The following is a 22079-nucleotide window of genomic DNA, read 5'->3' as shown; positions in this document are numbered from 1 at the left end:
TATGAGGTAATTTATACCTCATAAGCACCTTACAAAACCTTTAAAGTACTCTCTTAATACCTTCAAAAACGGCTTTATATTCCGTTGGTGTACAGTTCTTAAACTTCTTAAATACTCTATTGAAATTAGCAATATTATTAAAACCGCATTTATAAGCAATTTCTGAGATACTCTGATCTTTTTCTAACAACCACATAGCTGCATTGCTTATACGTACATCATTTAGGTAGTTTATAAACGTTTTTCCAGTTCTCTTTTTAATAAATCTGTTAAACGAGACACTACTCATATTTACAATTTCAGATACCTCTGCTAAAGTAATTTTCTTGTGAAAGTTTTTTTGGATATAATCATACACCTTTTTTATATTATCGCTGTTATCAAATTCATTTCTATTAACAGTATAGGTAGATAACAAACGTTGATTTCTAGAATTAGCCAAATCTTGTAATACAGAAACCATTTCTATAAAATAATCCATACCATCAAGTCTAGATACTTGAGATATTCTGGGATACAACTCGTTAGATATTTTTTTTGAAAACAAAATCCCATGAATAGAACGATCAAACATTTCTTTAATGGGCTTCATAATTCTACGATTCAATAATTCTTCGTTGAATAAATTATTATGAAACTGAATTGTAATCTCATGAATCTCTTTTTCTTTACACTCATGAGTTATCCAACCGTGATGTAAATTAGGACCAATAAGTACAAGTTCTACATCATCAATTTCTTCTAGAGAATCTCCTACTACCCTTCTAACACCTTTCCCATTTTTAACGAAATTAAGCTCGTATTCAGGATGAAAATGGATAGGAAAATCGAACTCCTTTTTTTTTCTATCAAAAACTAAAAAGCTATCTTCAACCGAAAGTGGAGTAATTTCTCTATGTACTTTTTTTAGTATATCCATTAGTATTTAAAGTTGTTATTTTATTTTAAATGTTTGACAAAATAATACAATCAAATTTTTCATGTGATAGGTATTTTTGTTTTTGTAAATAATAGAGACAACAAATTAGTATTTCAACAATATTTATAATGCAAAAATATAAACTTAATAAATTAATAAAAATAATATCGCAAAAAACAATTTTAGGTGTTTTTATCTTAGTCACATTTCTTACATCTTGTAAATCAATTTACACTGCGAACTATAAAAAACCCCAACTTGTTGACAAAAAGGTATCAACCCCTGTAAAATATTTGCATAAAGATCTTTTTCTTATTTCAGAAAAGGGTTTTGCTATTAGTCAACAAGATGCTACATCTTATGGAATCGGTTGGAAGTTTAAGGAAGATCCATCGCAAACGTTGTTAAAAAGTGATGTGCACGATGTAGTAAATGATTATCCAGCCGGATTCGGATTTGATATAGGTGGAATTGAATATGGTCATGATCAAAATCTAGATAGCGTACCATTTAGTGATATGAGAAAACTAATGGTAGAAGCCTACAAAGAAGGAGGTTTTGTAACTGTAAGTTGGCACTTAGGAAATCCTGTTACCGGAGGAAATTCATGGGACACCACACCTGCTATACCTCAGATATTAGAAGGAGGTGAATATCATGAAACTTACAAATTATGGGTAAAGCGAGTTGCAGATTTTTTTAAATCTGTTAACTACAACGATAAACCTATACCAATCATTTTTAGACCTTTTCATGAAATGAATGGTTCATGGTTTTGGTGGGGAGGTAATAACACTACGGCAATTGACTATATAAAGCTATGGAGAGAAACTGTAGAAATGCTAAGAGATGAATATGGTGTGCATAACCTTTTATATGTGTACTCTCCTAACAAATTAGCACCTGATGACGATTATTTAAAATATTACCCTGCAGATGCATATGTAGATATCCTTGGTATTGATATTTATGATTTTTACAATACTGAAGATTACGTTGAGGCTTTGAAACACGATCTTAAAATTGTAAAAGAAATTGCTGAACAGAAAAACAAACTGTATGCCTTTACCGAAACAGGTTTAGAAAAAGTAAACACAGAAGGTTGGTTTACAGAAGTACTATATCCCAATATAAAATACTCAGGAATTGCTTGGGTGTTATTCTGGAGAAATTATACCGTTAATCATTTTTATATGCCTTATAAAAAACAAAAACTAGAAAACGACTTAATAAAGTTTTCGAAGTTTCCGGAAACCTTATTCTTAAAAGACATTCAACAAATTAAAACAAAAAAATAAACAACAATGCTTAAAATATATGACATATTAATAATTCTTTTATACTTGGTTTCTACCCTAGCTATAGGACTGATTCTAAGAAAAAAAGCACAACAAAGTAAAGATGACTATTTACTAGGGGGTAAATCTATACCGTGGTACCTATTGGGACTTTCAAATGCCTCGGGGATGTTCGATATCTCTGGTACAATTTGGTTGGTAACCTTAATGTTTGTATACGGTATTAAAAGTGCCTGGATTCCTTGGTTATGGCCAGTTTTCAACCAAATATTCTTAATGGTTTATCTGTCTAAATGGTTAAGACGCTCAAATGTTACAACAGGTGCAGAATGGATTGGTACTCGCTTTGGTTTTGGTAAAGGAGCTAAACTATCTCACATCATCGTTGTAATCTTTGCGTTAGTAGTATGTTTAGCATATTTAGCTTATGGATTTATTGGACTTGGAAAATTTGTTGAAATTTTCATTCCATGGGAATCTGTGAGTCCTTACATTCCATTTACTGTGAGTCCTGAGCATGTACCTCATTTCTACGGTATTATATTTACTCTATTTGCAGTATTCTACTCTTTATTAGGGGGTATGTCTGGTATTGTATGGGCTGATGTTATTCAGTTTACCATTATGACAATTTCTGCATTAGTTATTGGATATTTAGGTTTTCAAGCGGTTGGAGCAAATAATTTAAATGTTCCTGATGGTTGGATGAGTCCTTTATTCGAATGGAAATTAGATTTGGATTGGTCTACAATCATTCCAGAAGTAAATCAAAAAATTAGAGAAGACGGATTTAGCCTATTTACGGTATTCTTTATGATGATGGTACTTAAGGGTATTTTAGTAAGTATTGCAGGTCCTGCTCCTACGTATGATATGCAAAAAATATTATCGACAAAATCACCGGCAGAAGCTTCTAAAATGAGCGGTTTTGTATCCGTTATTTTAATGCCTATTCGTTACTTAATGATTGCTGGGTTCGCTGCTTTAGCATTAATTTACTATGAAAAACTTGACTTATTAACACAAGCTGGTGAAGTAGACTTTGAATTAATACTTCCCGCTGCAATTAAACAATTTGTTCCTGTTGGACTACTTGGCTTATTATTAGCAGGGCTATTAGCTGCTTTTATGTCAACATTTGCAGGTACATTAAACGCTGCTCAGGCATACTTGGTGAACGATATTTATTTACGTTACAAAAAAGATGCTCCACACAAAGAAGTGAATTTAATGAATTATATATCAGGAATTTCTGTTGTTATAATTAGCATCATATTGGGGTTATATGTAGAGAATGTAAACTCTATCCTTCAATGGTTAGTATCTTCATTATACGGTAGTTATGTTGTTGCTAATATTTTAAAATGGCACTGGTGGAGATTTAACGGTGAAGGATTCTTTTGGGGTATGGTTACTGGTATCGTTTGTGCCATGGTAGTTCCTGAAATCTTCCCAGATGTTTTAGACCTATACTTATTCCCAATTATATTAGTAATCTCTGGTATCGGATGTATTGTTGGAACCTATTCTGCTCCTCCTACCGATACAGACGTTTTAAAATCATTCTATACAACAATCAAACCTTGGGGCTTCTGGAAGCCAATAGACAAATTGGTTAAAAATGAAAATTCTGAATTTAAAGGAAACGATGATTTCGGTTTAGATATGTTTAATGTATTTATTGGTATTGTAGCCCAAACGGCTTTGGTACTTATTCCTATGTACATCATTTTTAGACAATCAGCACCACTTTACATACTAGTTCCTATACTAATTGTTTGTTCTGTACTACTTAAAAAATTCTGGTGGAACAAACTAGAAACTAAATAATATAATTAATAATCAAACTATTAAATATAACATATTAAGGTTATGAATCAGAAACTTGAAAAACTATTTACCGCACATAATAACTTCATTACGGAGAAAAATGTGGCAATTGAAGAGAATAACGGTGTATATACCAGATATAAAAATCCTGCTGTAACTGCAAAACACATCCCTCTTGAATGGAGATATGATTTCAATGATGAAACAAATCCGTTAATGATGGAACGCATTGGTTTTAATGCTGCATTTAATGCCGGAGCCATAAAATGGAACGACAAATACGTTGTATGTGTAAGAGTTGAAGGAAATGATAGAAAGTCATTTTTTGCTATGGCAGAAAGTCCAAATGGAGTTGACAATTTCAAATTTTGGGAGAAACCATGTGTAATACCTCAAATAGAAGGTCAACCAGACACCAATGTATATGACATGCGTTTAATTAAACACGAAGACGGGTATATTTACGGAGTTTTTTGTACTGAAAGAAAAGATCCTAATGCTCCTGCTGGTGATACTAGTGCTGCTGTTGCTAACGCTGGTATTGTAAGAACTAAAGATTTAGTAAACTTTGAAAGGTTACCAGATTTAATTTCAAATGCAGGACAACAACGTAATGTTGTTTTACACCCTGAATTTGTTGATGGTAAATATGCATTATATACAAGACCACAAGACGGATTTATTGAAGTTGGTGGCGGAGGTGGTATTGGTTTAGGTTTTGTAAAAGACATGACCAATCCAATAGTTGAAGACGAAAGAATTATACAAAACAAAGTATACCATACCATTTACGAACTTAAAAATGGTCTAGGTCCTGCTCCTATTAAAACAGAAAAAGGATGGTTACAACTAGCTCATGGTGTTAGAAATACTGCGGCTGGTTTACGATATACTTTGTACATGTTTATGACCGATTTAAATGATATTAGTAAAGTAACCCACTTACCTGCAGGATACTTTATGGCTCCTGAGAACGAAGAAAGAGTTGGTGATGTATCTAACGTATTATTTGTAAACGGATGGATTGCAGATGAAGATGGTACTGTTTACATCTACTATGCTTCTTCTGATACTAGAACCCATGTAGCTACAACTACTATAGATAAATTAGTAGATTACGTTACTAATTCACCACAAGATACATTTATATCAGCAGGATCTGTACAAACTATTATTTCCTTGATCGATAAAAACAAATCGTACTTAGCACAATAAATTATGGGACCACTTAAAAATGATATGATTGAAGAGCTTCAGAATATATTAGACTACTGGAGCAAAAACATGATTGATGATACACATGGTGGTTTTATTGGGACTATTGATTTCAACGAAGAAAAAGATACCGAAGCTATTAAAGGTGCTGTCTTAAACGCCCGTATTTTATGGACGTTTTCGGCAGCATACCAAAGCACCAAAAACGAAGAGCATTATAAAATAGCACGTAGGGCATTTAACTATATTTATAATTACTTCTACGATGAAGAACGCGGAGGAATCTATTGGAGTGTAAACGCAGATGGATCACCAAATGATACTAAAAATCAAATATACGCGCTAGGATTTACTATATACGGATTAACAGAGTACTATAAAATTTCTAAAAAAGAAAGAGCATTAGTAATGGCTATTAATCTTTACAATAGTATCCAAAAACATAGTTTCGACAAAGAAAAGGGTGGTTATTTTGAAGCATACACTCAAGATTGGGAAGAAATTTCAGATATGCGTCTAAGTGAAAAAGACGCCAATGAAAAGAAAACCATGAATACACACCTACATATTGTTGAAGGTTTTGCAAACTTGTATAGTGTTTGGAAAAATGAAGAGTTGAAACATGTGATCGTAAATCTTTTACAAACGATTGATGATAAATTCATTGATAAGAAATCTTGGCATTTAAAGCTCTTCTTTGATGAAAACTGGGTTGAGAAACCAGATGTTATATCGTATGGTCACGATATTGAAGCAGCATGGCTATTACAATGGTGTGCTGAAGTTACTGAAGACGAAACATTAATTAATAACTTTAGAAAGTACGCCGTTGAAATTACCAAGGTTACTTATGAAGGTATTGATGAAGACGGAGGTTTATGGTACGAATATGATCCTCAGGAGAACCATCTTATAGCTGAAAAACACTGGTGGCCACAGGCAGAATTATGGATTGGTTTTATAAATACCTGGCAACTTACTAAAGACGATAAATATCTGACCGTAGTAAATAAAAACTGGGAATTTGTAAAACGATACCTCCTAGATAAAGAGCATGGAGAATGGTTTTGGGGAATTGATAAGAATTACAACAAAATACCCAAGGACAAAGCTGGGTTTTGGAAATGCCCTTACCACAATGCCAGAGCATGTATGGAACTAATTAACAGATTATAAAAAATAAGGGGAACAAATATATATTTGTCCTCTTATTTCTTTTTTAACCTAATGCGAAAACGTCTATTTATAAATCACTATATCTCAATCTATAATAATGCATTATTTCAAAAATATAATTTTAGCATTACTAAGCTTCTATTTAGTAAGCTGTGGATCAACAAAATCAATATCAAAAACTTCCGAAAATAACTCTTTTGTCACAGTTAAAGACGGTATTTTCTATAAAAACGGGAGTCCTTATCACTACATAGGCACCAACTATTGGTATGGAGCAATCTTGGCATCCGAAAAATATGGAAACCGCGAGCGTTTATCTAAAGAGCTAGATGAATTAAAAGAAAATGGGATGGTTAACCTACGTATTTTGTTTGGTGCAGAAGGCGGTGACCAAGACTATACAGTACGCCCTGCTTTACAATACGAACAAGGAAAGTACGATGATGCACTTTTTGAAGGACTCGATTATTTACTAGCTGAACTTGCAAAACGTGATATGACTGCCGTATTGTACCTTACAAACAACTGGGAATGGTCTGGTGGAATAGCTAAATACTTACAATGGAATGGCTACGGTGATGTTCCTAATCCTAACATTCCTCCTCATGATTGGCCGGAATTCATGGAGTTTACACCGCAATTCTATACATGTAAACCATGTCAAGAAGCATTTAGAAATCATATTAAATATTCATTAAAAAGAACCAACAGATATACACATACAAAGTATATCGAGGATCCAGCTATTATGGCGTGGCAAGTAGCTAATGAACCTCGCATCTTTACTGTTGAAAATGAAGCTAACTTTACCAAATGGATTAATGAGACTGTTGATTTAATTGATAGTTTAGATGCAAATCATTTAATATCTACAGGTTCTGAAGGAAAAGCAAGTTCTAACGATGATATTCTTGCCTACAAACGTTCACACAGTAACCCTAATATAGATTATCTAACCATGCATACATGGCCTAAAAATTGGGGCTGGTACCAGTTAGATAATGAAGAGAATGCAACGTTTTATGCTATTGATCAAGCTATAAAATATATTGATGAACATACCCAAATAGCACGAGAATTACATAAACCTATTGTACTTGAAGAATTTGGATTTCCTAGAGAGCAAGAGAGTTTAGATAAAAATGCATGCTTAGAATACAGAAATGTATTTTACACTGCTATCTTTAATAAACTGGAAAAAAGTATTAAAAACAATGAGCCATTTGTAGCACTTAATTTTTGGGGATATGGAGGTATTGGAGAAAATAATCCTGAAAATGGTAAGTGGAATCCTGGTGATGACTTTACAACAGACCCACCAATGGAACCACAAGGATTAAATTCTATCTTCTCAACCGATAAATCTACACTCTATCTTATTAAAATGTTTAATGGTAATATAGAATAATCACCAACTATTTAGCTTATATATTTACTGTATTATTTTTTGTTTGAAAAGGGGTTTTAAAACCCCTTTTTATTTATATATCTACTCCTGAAATAAATAGTTGTAAGCCCTATAATCATCTTTATAGTACAACCCCATACAAATACTTTATCCCAAATAAAAGAAAGCCTGTGAGTTTCCACACAGGCTTCTATTTAATACAGGTTCCTTAAAATTAAATGTTTAAAATTATAATAAACAACAAACAACTAACTTAGTTTTTATAACTTTTCATCTTCTTTTTAAAGTATTTACCCTGTCTACTAGGCGTGTATTTATCGTCTACATACATCTGTGGAGACCATTTTTTATCGAAAACCCAAATGAAATACGAGATATTTTTTTCGTCACAATAATCGGTAATTGCATCTCCATAGGTTTCATCTCCAATTACTGGAACATGAGCACCAGGTGCTGTTTCATCACAAAAACCAATTTCTGTAAGTACCACAGGATACCTTTCTTTCACATACCCCCAGTCTTCTGTCCATTTTGGTTCCCAAGGTTGTTCCCTTTTCATAGGGTACGGATGTGATACATAACCAATCCCCTCAGCTTCAATAGGATTGTATTTAACAGGTGTTAAATCATATGCCCAATTAAATCCTGCTACTAACGGAATACCCTCTCCTCCATTAGCTCTAACTATAGTTATAATCTCTTCGTTAATGGCTTTCCATTCTTCCCAAGTTATAGTACCAAATTTATGCGTATACATAGTAGGCTCGTTAAACAACTCATAGAATGCTACAGTTGTATTTTTACCATACCTTTCAGCCATTAATTTCCAAAATGCATACGTTTCTGGTAATGTAGTATAATACATTTCGTGAAGGTATAGTTGGTTTTTTAAATTACCAATACTATGCCAGTCTATAATAACGTACATATTGTATTTAGCAGCCCATGCTATTCCTTGATCTAATAATTTAAGGTATTCTTCTTTCCCTCTTCTTCTCCAAGCTTGAGGATGTACAGGAAAACGAACAGCTGTTGCTCCCCAATTACTTATTTCTTTAAAATAGTCTTCACCCCAAACACCATCAGTTTTCAATTTATCAGGATCACTGGTGTTAAGCCCTCTAAAAACAACAACTTTGCCCGATTCATTTACAAACTCGTTTCCTTTAACTTTAATACGATCTATTTTGGTTTGAGCCAACACAGTAAGGCTAAAGAAAACGGTAAGTACATTTATCACTAATTTCATTTTATTCATTGCTAATTATTCTTTAGTTAACGTAACCATTAATACATCATGAACACCAATAGTTGCTTTCATATTCTTTTTAGTTGTACCCAAATTTTTATGAGCAAATAAATCTCTAATTTTAAAAGTATTTTTAGAGACTTCCATAAAGTGCTGGCTTACATCGTCACCAATAGGATGTTTATTCCAATCAAAATCTATTTCTACAGGAGTATCGTTCTTATTTACATATGCAATAGCCCAACCATTATTCGCTAACGGTTTTGCCCAAATTTCTATATTGTTTTCATTAGTAAAACGAAATGCAGGAATTCCTAACGCATCTTTGTTTACAGCAATTACTTCTTTATTAGTAAGCGTTTTTAAGGTTTCCTTAGACATCGTTCTTACATCATTACCCATCATTAACGGAGATGTTAACATACTCCACATAGCAAAATGACTTCTATCTTCTGCATCTGTCATTCCATTACCTACCTCCATCATATCATAATCGTTCCAATGACCAGGCCCGGCTACTTCACGAATTTTCTCATTCTTACGCATTTCAATAATTTTCCAAATACCAGAAGAAGACCAAGAACCATGTCCCACTTCACAATCCCAACAATTAATGATATCTCCGGTAATTCTCCACATATGTCCAACATCTTTAGCCCATTTCCAAGGATCATTATCACCCCATTCACATATACTGAATAATACAGGTCTACCTGCTGTATAAAGGGCATCACGCATGGTTAAATACGACTCATTAGCATTTAATTCGTCAGTATCACACCAGTCATATTTTAAAAAGTCTACCCCCCAAGAAGCATACAAACGAGCATCTTGATATTGGTGTCCTCTACTTCCCGGATAACCAGCACAAGTTTTACCACCAGCACAATTATACAAACCAAACTTTAATCCTTTAGAGTGCACATAATCTACCAATGCTTTCATTCCACTAGGAAACTTTTCAGGATCAGCTACTAAATCTCCATTCTCATCTCGCTCCTTAGTCATCCATCCATCATCAAGAACGATATATTCATAACCAGCATCTTTAAGGCCTAATTCTACAAATTTATCCGCAACACCTTTAACTAATTCTTCATTTATATCAGTTTCAAAGGTGTTCCAGCTATTCCAACCCATAGGAGGGGTTAATGCCAAATTATCAAATTTCTGAGCCTGCATTATTACAGACATACATAAAAAAACGAGTACTAATACTTTTTTCATTGTTAAATTTTAAGCAAAAAACATCTATTACTTAAATAGATGTTTTTACGTGTATATAAATTAATTTTGTGTACAATTTTATAGGAAACCTAAATTATCTATATATAATGTGTTTCCACTACCACTGAATTCCTGTATAGCAAATGCCTGAATATCAGATACATTAAAATCAGCTAAACTAAATGTCAAAGTATACCATTGCCCAGCTGTTAACGACATCACTTGAACATTTGTTGAATAATCATAATTCATTGAAACTAATATATTTCCGTCAGATTCTGCATATACATCAAATTGTAATACCGAATAATCAGAAGCGTCAATTGAAGCTCCTCCATTTCCTACTTGAAATGCGCTCCAACCATTAATTTGAGTTTTAAGAGCATATGAACCTCCATTTACATGTTCAGTATTAGCGAAATCATTTGTTTCGCCCCAGCCACCGCTCCACCAGTCGCTATTTAATGCATCATCATAAATATAATATGAAAGTCCCCCAAAGAAATCTTCAGAAACGACAGATCCTGCAGATGTTGTTACTGTAATTTGTACTGGATCAACAATATCTGGCGCATTTACTACAATTTCCGTATCACTAAAGGAAACAATGGTAGCTTCTGCATCTCCAAAATAGACACTCTCTAAATTATTAAAAACTTCCCCAAAAATAGTAACCTCTACACCAGCAGACCCTACGTTAGGTGTAAATGATGTAATAGTTGGAGAAGGCTGTAAAACATCAAAACTATATTCAGCTTCTCCTCCATTGGTTATAATACGTATTGATTCTGGAGAATAATCGTATGGTGTACTTTCATCTATAGTTACAAAAATAACTTCATCAGTTACATAAGTAGGATTAAAATAAGTATCTACATCATTAAAATAAATATTCTGTACTCCAGAAAATCCTTTACCTCGTACAATGTACATATTTTGTTTGTATCCACTAACTACTGCAGAATCATTGGAAGCTAAACTAATACTATTAATCTCAGGATTAGTAAAATCATCATCGTCATTATTACATGAAGTAATAATAGTAGCCATACATGCAATAATGCATACAAGACTAAACTTTATTAGAATATTAAAAGATTTCATTTTTTTCATTTCTATTTGATTTTAAATCTACAAAACAAGATTAGATTAATTTGTAAAATCATAAGCTACCGCATCTTCTAATAATAAAGGATTAGATGCTGATTCATTAGCTGGTATTGGATACACCAAATCTTCAGCAGATGCAGTATAATATTGCGGATAATTCATATCTCCTCTGTTCTGATTACTTAATAATGTTAACAAATCACTTTCTGATAACAATCTCTGTAAATCAAACCAATATTCTCCTTCAAAAGCAAATTCTCTCCTTCTCTCTTGAAGAAGTATTTCATTTGTTAAATTTGGAAGATCTACAAGACCAGCACGTTCCCTAACCTGATTAAAATATGACAATGCAATAGCATCTGTAGTACTACCAGAACCAGCCATTGAAGCCTCTGAATAAATCAACAACAAATCTGCGTATCGCATAATATATGTGTTATTAGAAGTCATACCCCAGTTATCATATTCATCTTGACCACCTACAACATATTTTTTAATAGCAGAACCAGAAGTTGCCGCAGAAATATCATCTGGAACAGTAAATTGATCTCCATCAGATGTATATAAATTTTCATAAGTATATCCTGGAATCATCATATTTTCTATTTCTCTTTCATCTCCTGTAGGATAGATATCTAAGATATCCTGTGAAGGGCCAAAAACATTCCAATCTCCAATATTGCTTAAGCCATAGCCAGCAGCAGAATTAACAATGTTACTTTGGTTACCACTACCATAATCTGTAGATATACACCATTGTAATGAAAAAATAGATTCTTGATTATTGTCATTACTAGTCAAAAACAAATCTGCATAATTATCTAATAATTTAAATTCACCAGAACTAATTACTTCTCCTGCTAACGTTTTTGCTTCAGTATATTTCTCTTCTGTTAAATAAACTTTAGCCAACATAGCTTTAGCGCTTCCTACAGAAACTCTTGCATTATTGTCAAAATCAGCACCTCTAGTTTTTTCAGGCAAAAGACTTATAGCCATTTCTAAATCAGACTCAATAAACGTATAAATGTCTTCTTCAAAATTTTTATGAACCTGTGGAGCATAAATATAATCATATGCATTTTCGATAATAGGAACTTCTTTCCAAAATCTTACTAAATAAAAATAAGCAACAGCTCTTAGAAAATAGGCTTCCCCTTTCACACTGTTAATAACATCTTGACTAACACCTGCATCAACTTTTGAATCCAGATTATTGATAATTTCATTTGACTGAGCAACTACAGAATATAAACTTCCCCAAGTAGCCTCTAAATTTGAATTGGATGAAGTAACTGTGAATTGAACAAATGAAGTATGAGTATAATTGAACATATCACCCGATGCAATTTCCGTCATAACCCAATAAGGAGTATTAAACATTCCCCACCAAGGTTTAAAATACAACGGTGTAATTCTCGATTCAACCTGCTCATCTGTATAATAGAAATCGTCATCTGAGTAACTATCTTCTGGTGGACGCTCTAAAAAATCTTCACTACAAGAAGATACAAATAGTAAGAGCAAAAATGCTAAACTAAATTTATTGATTGTATAATTGAATAATTTCATCTTTTAATTTATTAAAATTCTATATTTAATCCCATAGTATACGTTCTAGGTGAAGGATAACGTCCGTTATCTATTCCCATTAACAACGCGTTCTGATTAATAGATCCTACCTCAGGGTCATATCCTTTATAATCCGTAAACGTATATAAATTCTGCACCCCACCGTATATTCTCAATCTTGTCATTTTGAATTTTGAGATTAAATCTGATGGGAAATTATATCCTAAGGTTACATTCTGTATTCTTAAATAAGAACCATCCTCAACAAATCTAGAAGATATTCTATTGTTATTATGATCTTCTAATTGTGGTCTTGGTAATGAAGCATCTGTATTATCTTCAGACCAAAAATCCTGTGCTTCAGAAAGCTGATTAATATAAAGATTTGAATTTCGTGTACCATACTTTCTTGTTAAGTTAAGTATATCATTCCCATAAGATCCTTGAAGAAATACTGATAACGTAAAACCTTTATAAGAAAAATTGTTAGTAAAACCATACGTAAACTTAGGGTGCGGATTTCCAATGTACGTGTAATCTTCTTCATTAACAATACCATCACCATTAACATCTTCATATTTAACATCTCCGATTTCTGGCGTTTCCCCGAAATAAGTACCTGCATTTGTAACTTCTTCCTGGCTTCTTAAAAGGCCATCCGCTTTTAATCCGTAAAACTGACCAATTGCTTGGCCTACTACTGAATTTGTAACCGTAATATCATTATAATTGATATCTCCAACAGTTTGAATTAAATTCAAATCTTCATTCATTTCGGTCAATTCATTTTTATACGTAGAAAATATCAATGTAGAATTCCACGAAAAATCTTCTGTCGATGCACCATAGTTTAAAGATAAATCCCATCCTGTATTTTTCATTTCTCCAACATTTACAGTAGGGTTACCCAAACCTCCTTCCCAGTTGTTATTACCAGTCAAATATTCAGGTAATGGAATTGTATACAAGAAATCTTTTGATACTTTGTTATACCATTCAACAGTTAGTTTTAATTTATTATTCAAAAATGCCATATCCAAGCCTATATTAGTTTGGTTCATTGACTCCCATTTTAGATCAGCATTCCCTAAATTAGAAACTAAAAATCCTACACCTGTATCAGTGGTAAAAGAATACAATGAAGAACCATATGCATACCCACCAATATTCTGATTCCCTGTTTGCCCATACCCTACTCTTAACTTAAGGTCACTAACCAATTTAACATCACTCATAAAAGATTCATTGGAAATTCTCCAAGAACCTGAAATACCAGGAAAGTACCCCCATCTATTTTCTTTTGAAAATTTTGAAGAACCATCAGCTCTATAAGTTGCAGTAAGGCTGTACTTGTTATTGAAATCATAAATTAAACGCCCAAAAAATGATACTAACGAAGAACTCCCCTTATAATCATTAGCTGTAGTTTCATCAGCTACATCTAATGCATGTATTTGATCGCTTACAAAACCATTCCCTTGAGAAATTACTCCTTGCCATGCAGATTCTGACGCTTCATGTCCTAATAATAAAGTAAAACTATGCTTATCAATTTTTTTATCAAAGGTGATCAAATTCTTTAAATTCCAGCTATACCAGCTTTGTCTTCTAACATTATATACCGCTTCTTCTGTACTTAAATACTCAGCTTCTGGTGTATATTTATCAAACTCACTAAATTCAGTATTACCTCCAAATTCAAATCTATATTTTAGACCTTTAATAATGTCAGCTTCTAAGTATGTATTACCAAAAAAGTTCTTTCTTACTAACTCAGTATCTACCGCCAACGCCATCGCTAACGGATTATTAAAGTTAATTCCTAAATTATTTTCTTCTTGAGCCTGGAAATCACCATCACCAGCATAAGCTGCTAAATCTGGTGCAGATAATATGGAATAATTAATAATTCCATTACTACTAGATCCAAAAACTAAATCTTCATTTGTAATAGCAACAGATAAATTAGTCCCTATTCTAAGCCAATCTTTTACTCTACTATCTAGGTTCGTTTTAAAAGTATAGCGTTTTAATCCAGAACCAATTAAAGTTCCCTCTTGTTTTAAATAACTCCCTGAAAGATAATACGAAAACATTTCTTTTCTTCCTGACAAAGAAATTTGGTGATTTTGAGTAACCCCTGTTCTAAAAAGCTCCTCTTGCCAATTTGTTCCCGCTCCTAAAAGTTCAGGATAAGTAAATTCAACTCTAGGCTCTAGCCCATATATTTCTGCTAAAGCATTCTGTTGAGACGCATACTGGCTTAAATTCATTACATCTAACAGTTTACTTTGTGTTTGAAAAGTTAAATAAGAATCATAAGTAATTTTACCAGACCCTTTTTTACCAGATTTTGTTGTTACAATAACAACACCATTTGCTCCACGAGAACCATAAATTGCGGTTGCAGAAGCGTCTTTCAAAACTACAACGCTTTCGATATCATTCGGATTTAAAGCCGCCAAAGGGTTTACAGTAGTATTTCCCTCACTAGTAAAATCAGAGCCAGCAATGGGACGCCCACTTGTTGCCGAATTACGAGCATCTCCAGAAATTGGGATACCATCTATAACATATAAAGGTTCATTACTACCTGTTAAGGAAGTTGCTCCACGTATTCTAACAGATACTGCGGCACCAGGTTTCCCTGAATCAGATGTTACAGACACCCCAGCAGCCTGTCCTTGAAGCATTTGATCTACAGTAACTTTTGGTTGCTCTTTAGTATTTTCTAAATCTACCACCGCAACAGCACTATTAACTTGTTCTCGTTTCTGAGAACCATACCCAATAACAACTACTTCATCAAGATTTTCAACATTTGGCTTTAATGTTACATCTATCTTTGTTTGCTCTCCAACCACTACTTCTTGAGAAGTAAAACCTATAAAACTAAAAACTAAGGTGGCTCCCTTTTTTACAGTAATAGAATAATTTCCATCAAAATCAGTAGTAATTCCATTATTTGTACCTTTTTCTAACACTGTCACACCCGGTAGGGTAACATTTGCTTCATCTTTTACCACACCTTCTACTGTTGTTTGTGAAAATGCGGTTGTACTAGAAAGAATAAAAAAAGAATATAATAAAAGGTATTTCCAACTTATATTCTTCCTTTCTAAAATAATCTTCATCATTATACTATACGGTTTACATAATTGTTTGTTAATAACTTAATTTTCAACATAAAAAAATAGATTATTGAAATATATCATGTTGTTTTTTGTCAATATCAAAATTATTGTTAATCCCTCCTAATGAGTAGTATTATTTTGTCATTTATTAATTCTATTTTCTCTTCATTTCACTTTTTCCTTATTTTTTTCCACATTTTATTCGTTTAAAATCAATTCAAAAAGTTAATAAAACGTGAAATAACCTAAAATTAACACTAGTAAAAATAAAAGTGTTAATCTCAGAATTAATGTTTTATTTTTGACATTTTCATATTATTAAATGGCATTTTAAATCAACAATATAAATTAGCATATAAGTAAATTTGTAGATATTATATAATTTAAACATAAAATGAAACCATTAAAGGGACTTATATACTTAATACTTGTGACTTTATTTCATGTAAACATACTTACAGCACAGACCAAAATTCATAAACCAACCAATGATACTTTTTTTACTTATAACGGTCGTATCAACTTAGAAAATGATGCTGTAGCCCTTATAGGATCTGCTTCTTCTACAACGTTTAAAGTGAAAGATAACTCTATCACTTTACATCTTACTACAGATGGTACTACTCCTTATAACTTTGTTGTGATTACAGTTAATGAAGAAAATCCTAAACGTTATAAAATACTAGCTGAACAAGACAATGAAATAGCTTTAAAGTTAAAGCGTAAGAAATCTAAAATTACTATCTATAAAGCTACTGAAGCTTCTATAGGTGATGTCTATTTTACAGGTGTAGATGCTAAAAAATTACTACCTGTAAAATCTAAAAAATATGATTACAAAATAGAATTTATTGGAAACTCCATAACCTGCGGAATGGATGCTGATACTAGAGAAATTCCTTGTGATACTGAAAATTGGTATGACCAGCATAACGCTTATTTCGCCTATGGTTCTACCCTTTCTAGAGCACTTAATGCCAAATATCTATTAAGTTCTGTTTCTGGTATTGGTATCTACAGAAACTGGAATGATGAGAATATTGAAGAGCCCATTATGCTTCAAGTGTATGATAACTTATACCTTAACTTGGAAAAGAAAAAACCATATGATTACAGTTTCAACCCAGACTTGATAAGTATTTGTCTCGGAACAAATGACTTATCCGATGGAGATGGAATAAAAGAAAGACTTCCGTTTAATGAGAAAAAATACATTGCCAATTACATTACATTGGTTACTAAGTTATATGAGCACAATCCTACCAGCAAAATTGTACTATTAAATAGTCCAATGGTATCTGGAGAAAAAAATGATGTATTAGTATCCTGCTTAACAGAAGTGAAAAATCACTTTGAAAAGGAAGATAGAAAAATTTATATAGTACTTATGCATGGTATTACCCCAAAAGGATGTTCTTTTCACCCAGCCATAGAGGAACATCAACAAATGGCTAATCAATTACTTCCTTCGTTTAAGAAAATCTTATCCGAAAAATAAAAATACCAGAAAAATGTTCAAAAAATTATCTGTTCTACTGCTTATAGTAGCCCCTTTATTATCTGTAAAGGCTAGTGTTACACTTCCTTCTGTTTTTTCAGATCATATGGTTTTACAACAAAAAACGGAAACCACATTTTGGGGGTGGTCAGAGCCTAGTGAAGAAATAACTATAGCTCCATCATGGACTACTGAAACTTTTAAAGTTACTGGTAGCAATTTAGCTACATGGAAAATTAACATTCCTACCCCTAAAGCAGGTGGTCCCTATACTATTACCTTTAAAGGATACAATGAAGTTACTATAACCGATGTATATATAGGAGAAGTATGGTTTTGTTCGGGTCAATCTAATATGGATATGTCGGCTGCATGGGGAATAGAAAATGGAGATAGTGAAGTAGCAAAAGCAAATTTCCCTGAAATTAGGTTCTTTAAAGTTCCAAAAATTACAGCAGATACACCACAAAATATCGTTCCAGCAAAATGGAATGCTTGTACCCCTGATGTAATGAAAAATAACAGTGCAGTTGCTTATTATTTTGCACGAAAATTACAAGAGAAACTAAATGTTCCAGTAGGGGTTATTGTTTCTGCCTGGGGAGGTACACCAGCCGAAATATGGATGCCATCAAAGGTTATAGAGCAGGATACGTTACTAACTTCTGAGGCCAATCGTTTAGAACCTACTCAATGGGGCCCTATAAAGCCTGGGAAATCATTTAATGCAATGGTAGCTCCATTAACAAATTATAATGTAGCTGGTTTTCTATGGTATCAAGGAGAAGCCAATGTTGGTTCTAACCATTATGACCATATCTTAACATCACTTATTAATTCTTGGAGAGCTTTGTGGAAATCAGAAACCTTACCCTTTTACTTTGTTCAAATTGCTCCCTATAATTATGAAGGGAGTACCGATGCAAGTGCTAAAATAAGAGATGCGCAACGCAAAGTAGCAAACACAGTGACAAATACGGCTATGGTAGTTATAAGTGATATCTCCTCAACCGATGATATTCATCCTAAAAACAAAAAATCAGTTGGAAATCGTTTAGCAAATATTGCGCTTAAAGACACCTATAAAACGTATAATGGTATCATATCTGGACCTGTATTTAAAGATTTCGAGGTAGAAAAAAACAAATTATTAGTTCACTTTTCAAATAATGATGGACTTTATTTTTCTAACAAAGAGAACTTATTTGAAATAGCAGGAAAAGATGGAATTTTTTATACTGCAAAAGCAACCATAAAGAATAATACTATTTACGTAAAATCAAAACAAGTAAAACATCCGGTAAACGTTAGATTTGCATGGGGAAATACCATACAATCTAATTTATTTAATAGCGCTAAATTACCGGCTTCATCTTTTTTAGCACAATAAAATAAATATGAGCAAATTTTTCTCTTTTTTTATAACCATTTTTATATTAACTACAATAAATTGTAAGGCACAACAGAAACAAAAAATGAATAAAGGCATTAAAAAATCAATAGCAGGAAAAGTAGATTCGCTACTAAATATTATGACCCTAGAAGAAAAAATTGGTCAGATGAATCAATATAATGGTTTCTGGGATGTTACAGGACCCTCTCCTAAAGGTGGTAACGCTGAAAAGAAATACGAAGATATTAAAAAAGGATTGGTTGGTTCTATGCTAACCGTTCGTGGTGTAGATCAGGTTCGTAGTGTACAAAAAATTGCCGTTGAAGATACACGTCTTGGTATTCCCTTAATTATTGGTTTTGATGTAATTCACGGTTATAAAACACTTAGTCCTATTCCTCTTGCAGAAGCTGCTAGTTGGGATTTAGACGCTATTGAAAAATCAGCTAGTGTTGCCGCTTCTGAGGCAGCTGCTTCTGGTATTAACTGGACCTTTGGTCCTAATGTAGATGTATCACGTGACCCAAGATGGGGACGTGTAATGGAAGGTGCTGGTGAAGATGCCTATTTAGGTAGTAAAATTGCCACTGCTAGAGTAAATGGTTTTCAAGGTGACGATTTATCAAAAGTGAATACCATAGCGGCTTGTGCTAAACACTTTGCCGGATACGGTTTTTCAGAATCTGGTAAAGAGTATAATACCGTATCTATAGATCGTAGTACACTTTACAATGTAGTACTTCCTCCTTTTAAAGCTGCGGTAGATGCCGATGTTAAAACTTTAATGAATTCATTTAATGAGTTAGATGGTATACCTGCTACAGGTAATAAATTTTTACAACGAGACATTTTAAAAGAAAAATGGGGATTTAATGGATTTGTCATTTCTGACTGGGCTTCCATTAAAGAAATGATTAGTTGGGGACATGCAAAAGATTTGAATCAAGCTGCGGAACTAGCGGTAGAAGCTGGTTGCGATATGGACATGGAATCATATGCCTATGTAGATGAATTGGTTAAACTTGTAAAAGAAGGGAAAGTAGATGAGAGGTTAATTGACGATGCAGTGAGAAGAATTCTAACTGTAAAGTACGAACTCGGATTATTTGACGATCCTTATAAATATTGTAATGAAGAGTTAGAAAAAACAGTTATTGGTAGCGATGAAAACAGAGCAGCTGTTTTAGACATGGCTAAAAAATCAATTGTATTACTGAAGAACGAAAACCAGCTTTTACCACTTCCTAAAGAAGGAAAAAAAATAGCTGTTATTGGTGGTTTAGCAGATGACAACAATAGTATTCTAGGTAGCTGGAGAATTGCATCTGACGATCATTCAGGAGTTTCTATTTTAGAAGGATTACAAAAATACACAGGTAACCAACTGCTCTATAAAAAAGGTGCCGATGTAACGATAGGGGAAACTGCTTTTACAGAAGAACTAACAATTAACACTACTGATACATCTGATTTTAAAGAAGCTATTTTGACTGCTAAAGATGCCGATATAGTTATTATGGTTTTAGGGGAGCACGGTTTCCAAACTGGAGAAGCTAGAAGTAGAACAGAACTTGGCTTACCAGGGGTACAACAAGAGCTTTTAGAAGCCGTTTATGGAGTGAATAAAAATATAGTTTTGGTACTTACCAACGGAAGACCATTAACCATTAATTGGGCTAGTGAACATATACCAACTATAGTAGAAGCTTGGCAATTAGGTACAGAGACTGGTAATGCTGTGGCTCAGGTATTATATGGAGATTACAATCCAAGCGGAAAGTTACCTATGACCTTCCCTAGAAATGTTGGTCAAATTCCTATTTACTATAACCAAAAACAAACAGGACGTCCTTTAAATTCTGAAAATAACGTATTCTGGTCACATTATAGTGACGTAGCCAATACCCCATTATATCCTTTTGGACATGGTTTAAGCTACACCAATTTTAAGTATAGTAATCTAAAAGTTAGTAAAACCAATTTTAAAACAGATGACATCATCGAAGTAACGTTTGATCTAACTAATACAGGCAAATTTTATGGAAAAGAGGTAGTACAATTATATATTAGAGACCTATTTGCTTCTGTTACACGTCCAATAAAAGAATTAAAAGGATTTGAACTAGTTGCACTTAATGCAGGTGAAACTAAAAAAATTACTTTAAAACTAACCAAAGCAGAGCTTGGATTTTATAATAACAATGGTGATTTTGTTATAGAGCCAGGAGATTTTAAAGTATTTGTAGGAGGAAGTTCCGAAACCACTCTAGAAACAGAAATTACACTTCATTAATTAAAAAAATTACCTTTACTCCCCTATAGATAAGATAGAATTGAAGTTCTAGAATCAACCAATAGAACTTCCAAGCGTTTTATAAAATCATCTACTCTGTTCCAATCAGTATACTCAAGGGGTCCATTCGTTTTAGTTGGACCCTTTGTTATTTTCATAATAATTTTAATCAACATTTTATCATAAAAGGGATACGAATCATAATCTAGTTTACCGGCAAAAACATCAATAATAGTAGGTTTCCAACCTATATTCTGTATAAACTTTTGAACATAAGGATTGCTATCAAATGTATTCTTATTTGATTTCCTAGCCACTAAATTAACTGAGAAAAAAGCCGTTTTTATTGTTTTTAAAAAAGATTGATTTTCAATAATAAAGCGATTCACTTTTTTAGCATGCTTACCATATCGTATACTAGCACCAATAACAACTAATTCATAATCGCTTAATCTATAGTTGCAATTGGTAATTTCAGTCATATCCACTACATAATCCTTACTTCTTAATTGTGCAGAAATTCTTTTACTAATTTTCAAGGTCTGACCATCTACAGAGGCATAAATTATAGCTATCTTTTTCATTCTTCAATCTTTAGATAATACTCTTCTAAAATTAACTTCCCATTAATATATATTTATTGAAGAAACCATTAAGTTGCAACGACAAATAGTATATAAAATGACATTTTTTATTAATACTAAATGTAGAAAAAGACTTCAGCTTAAAATATGATTTCTATCAAAAATTCGTTTAT

Annotated in this window: 15 protein-coding genes; 8 read left to right on the top strand and 7 right to left on the bottom strand. The window is 32.9% G+C overall.

Annotated elements, in window-relative coordinates:
- Positions 1 to 40 precede the first annotated feature (40 nt).
- On the bottom strand, positions 41 to 919 hold the full coding sequence (locus NBRC110019_RS01695; protein WP_281751690.1) for an AraC family transcriptional regulator: 879 nt from the start codon (positions 917 to 919) through the stop codon (positions 41 to 43).
- A gap of 293 nt (positions 920 to 1212) precedes the next feature.
- Between NBRC110019_RS01695 and NBRC110019_RS01690 the strand changes: the two genes are divergently transcribed.
- The 5 genes from NBRC110019_RS01690 (at position 1213) to NBRC110019_RS01670 (ending at position 7846) form a co-directional block, all read left to right on the top strand.
- On the top strand, positions 1213 to 2217 hold the full coding sequence (locus NBRC110019_RS01690; RefSeq protein WP_281751689.1) for a glycoside hydrolase family 26 protein: 1005 nt from the start codon (positions 1213 to 1215) through the stop codon (positions 2215 to 2217).
- 6 nt (positions 2218 to 2223) lie between these two features.
- Positions 2224 to 4047: a sodium:solute symporter family protein gene (locus tag NBRC110019_RS01685; RefSeq protein ID WP_281751687.1), complete on the top strand. Its 1824-nt coding sequence runs from the start codon at positions 2224 to 2226 to the stop codon at positions 4045 to 4047.
- Positions 4048 to 4089: 42 nt separating this feature from the next.
- Entirely contained in the window at positions 4090 to 5262 is a 1173-nt protein-coding gene (locus NBRC110019_RS01680) for a glycoside hydrolase family 130 protein (RefSeq protein WP_281751685.1), read from the top strand.
- 3 nt (positions 5263 to 5265) lie between these two features.
- On the top strand, positions 5266 to 6438 hold the full coding sequence (locus NBRC110019_RS01675; protein ID WP_281751682.1) for an AGE family epimerase/isomerase: 1173 nt from the start codon (positions 5266 to 5268) through the stop codon (positions 6436 to 6438).
- A 97-nt stretch (positions 6439 to 6535) separates the two neighbouring features.
- Positions 6536 to 7846 (top strand): glycoside hydrolase 5 family protein, encoded by a 1311-nt coding sequence (locus tag NBRC110019_RS01670; RefSeq protein WP_281751680.1) that lies wholly within the window; start codon positions 6536 to 6538, stop codon positions 7844 to 7846.
- A gap of 253 nt (positions 7847 to 8099) precedes the next feature.
- On the opposite strand, the gene NBRC110019_RS01665 is transcribed toward NBRC110019_RS01670, so the two are convergent.
- From NBRC110019_RS01665 to NBRC110019_RS01645, 5 genes are all read right to left on the bottom strand, one after another.
- Positions 8100 to 9095 (bottom strand): glycoside hydrolase family 5 protein, encoded by a 996-nt coding sequence (locus NBRC110019_RS01665; protein WP_281751677.1) that lies wholly within the window; start codon positions 9093 to 9095, stop codon positions 8100 to 8102.
- Positions 9096 to 9110: 15 nt separating this feature from the next.
- Complete coding sequence (locus NBRC110019_RS01660; protein WP_281751675.1) at positions 9111 to 10322, bottom strand: glycoside hydrolase family 27 protein; 1212 nt, start codon at positions 10320 to 10322, stop codon at positions 9111 to 9113.
- Between the two features lie 78 nt (positions 10323 to 10400).
- Positions 10401 to 11435 (bottom strand): IPT/TIG domain-containing protein, encoded by a 1035-nt coding sequence (locus NBRC110019_RS01655; protein WP_281751673.1) that lies wholly within the window; start codon positions 11433 to 11435, stop codon positions 10401 to 10403.
- A gap of 36 nt (positions 11436 to 11471) precedes the next feature.
- The gene (locus tag NBRC110019_RS01650; RefSeq protein WP_281751671.1) at positions 11472 to 13004 is read right to left on the bottom strand and encodes a RagB/SusD family nutrient uptake outer membrane protein; all 1533 of its coding nucleotides are present in this window, start codon (positions 13002 to 13004) and stop codon (positions 11472 to 11474) included.
- Positions 13005 to 13015: 11 nt separating this feature from the next.
- Positions 13016 to 16141 (bottom strand): SusC/RagA family TonB-linked outer membrane protein, encoded by a 3126-nt coding sequence (locus tag NBRC110019_RS01645; protein ID WP_281751669.1) that lies wholly within the window; start codon positions 16139 to 16141, stop codon positions 13016 to 13018.
- 391 nt (positions 16142 to 16532) lie between these two features.
- On the opposite strand from NBRC110019_RS01645, the gene NBRC110019_RS01640 reads away from it, so the two are divergent.
- From NBRC110019_RS01640 to bglX, 3 genes are read left to right on the top strand one after another with little or no spacing between them, the layout of a single operon-like run.
- Positions 16533 to 17636: an SGNH/GDSL hydrolase family protein gene (locus NBRC110019_RS01640; protein WP_281751667.1), complete on the top strand. Its 1104-nt coding sequence runs from the start codon at positions 16533 to 16535 to the stop codon at positions 17634 to 17636.
- A gap of 13 nt (positions 17637 to 17649) precedes the next feature.
- The gene (locus tag NBRC110019_RS01635) at positions 17650 to 19026 is read left to right on the top strand and encodes a sialate O-acetylesterase (RefSeq protein WP_281751664.1); all 1377 of its coding nucleotides are present in this window, start codon (positions 17650 to 17652) and stop codon (positions 19024 to 19026) included.
- 7 nt (positions 19027 to 19033) lie between these two features.
- Complete coding sequence (gene bglX, locus NBRC110019_RS01630) at positions 19034 to 21322, top strand: beta-glucosidase BglX (protein WP_281751662.1); 2289 nt, start codon at positions 19034 to 19036, stop codon at positions 21320 to 21322.
- 23 nt (positions 21323 to 21345) lie between these two features.
- Here bglX and hemG read toward each other — a convergent pair whose 3' ends face one another.
- A complete protein-coding gene (hemG, locus tag NBRC110019_RS01625; RefSeq protein ID WP_281751660.1) occupies positions 21346 to 21906 on the bottom strand; it encodes a menaquinone-dependent protoporphyrinogen IX dehydrogenase in 561 nt (186 codons plus the stop codon).
- Positions 21907 to 22079: the final 173 nt, after the last annotated feature.

The organism is Neptunitalea chrysea (assembly GCF_027924145.1).
Taxonomy (GTDB): domain Bacteria; phylum Bacteroidota; class Bacteroidia; order Flavobacteriales; family Flavobacteriaceae; genus Neptunitalea; species Neptunitalea chrysea.
The sequence above is the reverse complement of the archived record's forward strand: the minus strand, read 5'-3'. Positions and strand labels throughout refer to the sequence as shown.

Bases quoted from the DNA above. Each gene is read 5' to 3' on its own strand.
- bglX (WP_281751662.1), top strand. From the start codon at position 19,034: ATGAGCAAATTTTTCTCTTTTTTTATAACCATTTTTATATTAACTACA.
- NBRC110019_RS01640 (WP_281751667.1), top strand. From the start codon at position 16,533: ATGAAACCATTAAAGGGACTTATATACTTAATACTTGTGACTTTATTT.
- NBRC110019_RS01650 (WP_281751671.1), bottom strand. From the start codon at position 13,004: ATGAAATTATTCAATTATACAATCAATAAATTTAGTTTAGCATTTTTG.
- NBRC110019_RS01645 (WP_281751669.1), bottom strand. From the start codon at position 16,141: ATGATGAAGATTATTTTAGAAAGGAAGAATATAAGTTGGAAATACCTT.
- NBRC110019_RS01665 (WP_281751677.1), bottom strand. From the start codon at position 9,095: ATGAAATTAGTGATAAATGTACTTACCGTTTTCTTTAGCCTTACTGTG.
- NBRC110019_RS01695 (WP_281751690.1), bottom strand. From the start codon at position 919: ATGGATATACTAAAAAAAGTACATAGAGAAATTACTCCACTTTCGGTT.
- NBRC110019_RS01635 (WP_281751664.1), top strand. From the start codon at position 17,650: ATGTTCAAAAAATTATCTGTTCTACTGCTTATAGTAGCCCCTTTATTA.
- NBRC110019_RS01675 (WP_281751682.1), top strand. From the start codon at position 5,266: ATGGGACCACTTAAAAATGATATGATTGAAGAGCTTCAGAATATATTA.
- NBRC110019_RS01670 (WP_281751680.1), top strand. From the start codon at position 6,536: ATGCATTATTTCAAAAATATAATTTTAGCATTACTAAGCTTCTATTTA.
- NBRC110019_RS01685 (WP_281751687.1), top strand. From the start codon at position 2,224: ATGCTTAAAATATATGACATATTAATAATTCTTTTATACTTGGTTTCT.
- hemG (WP_281751660.1), bottom strand. From the start codon at position 21,906: ATGAAAAAGATAGCTATAATTTATGCCTCTGTAGATGGTCAGACCTTG.
- NBRC110019_RS01680 (WP_281751685.1), top strand. From the start codon at position 4,090: ATGAATCAGAAACTTGAAAAACTATTTACCGCACATAATAACTTCATT.
- NBRC110019_RS01655 (WP_281751673.1), bottom strand. From the start codon at position 11,435: ATGAAAAAAATGAAATCTTTTAATATTCTAATAAAGTTTAGTCTTGTA.
- NBRC110019_RS01660 (WP_281751675.1), bottom strand. From the start codon at position 10,322: ATGAAAAAAGTATTAGTACTCGTTTTTTTATGTATGTCTGTAATAATG.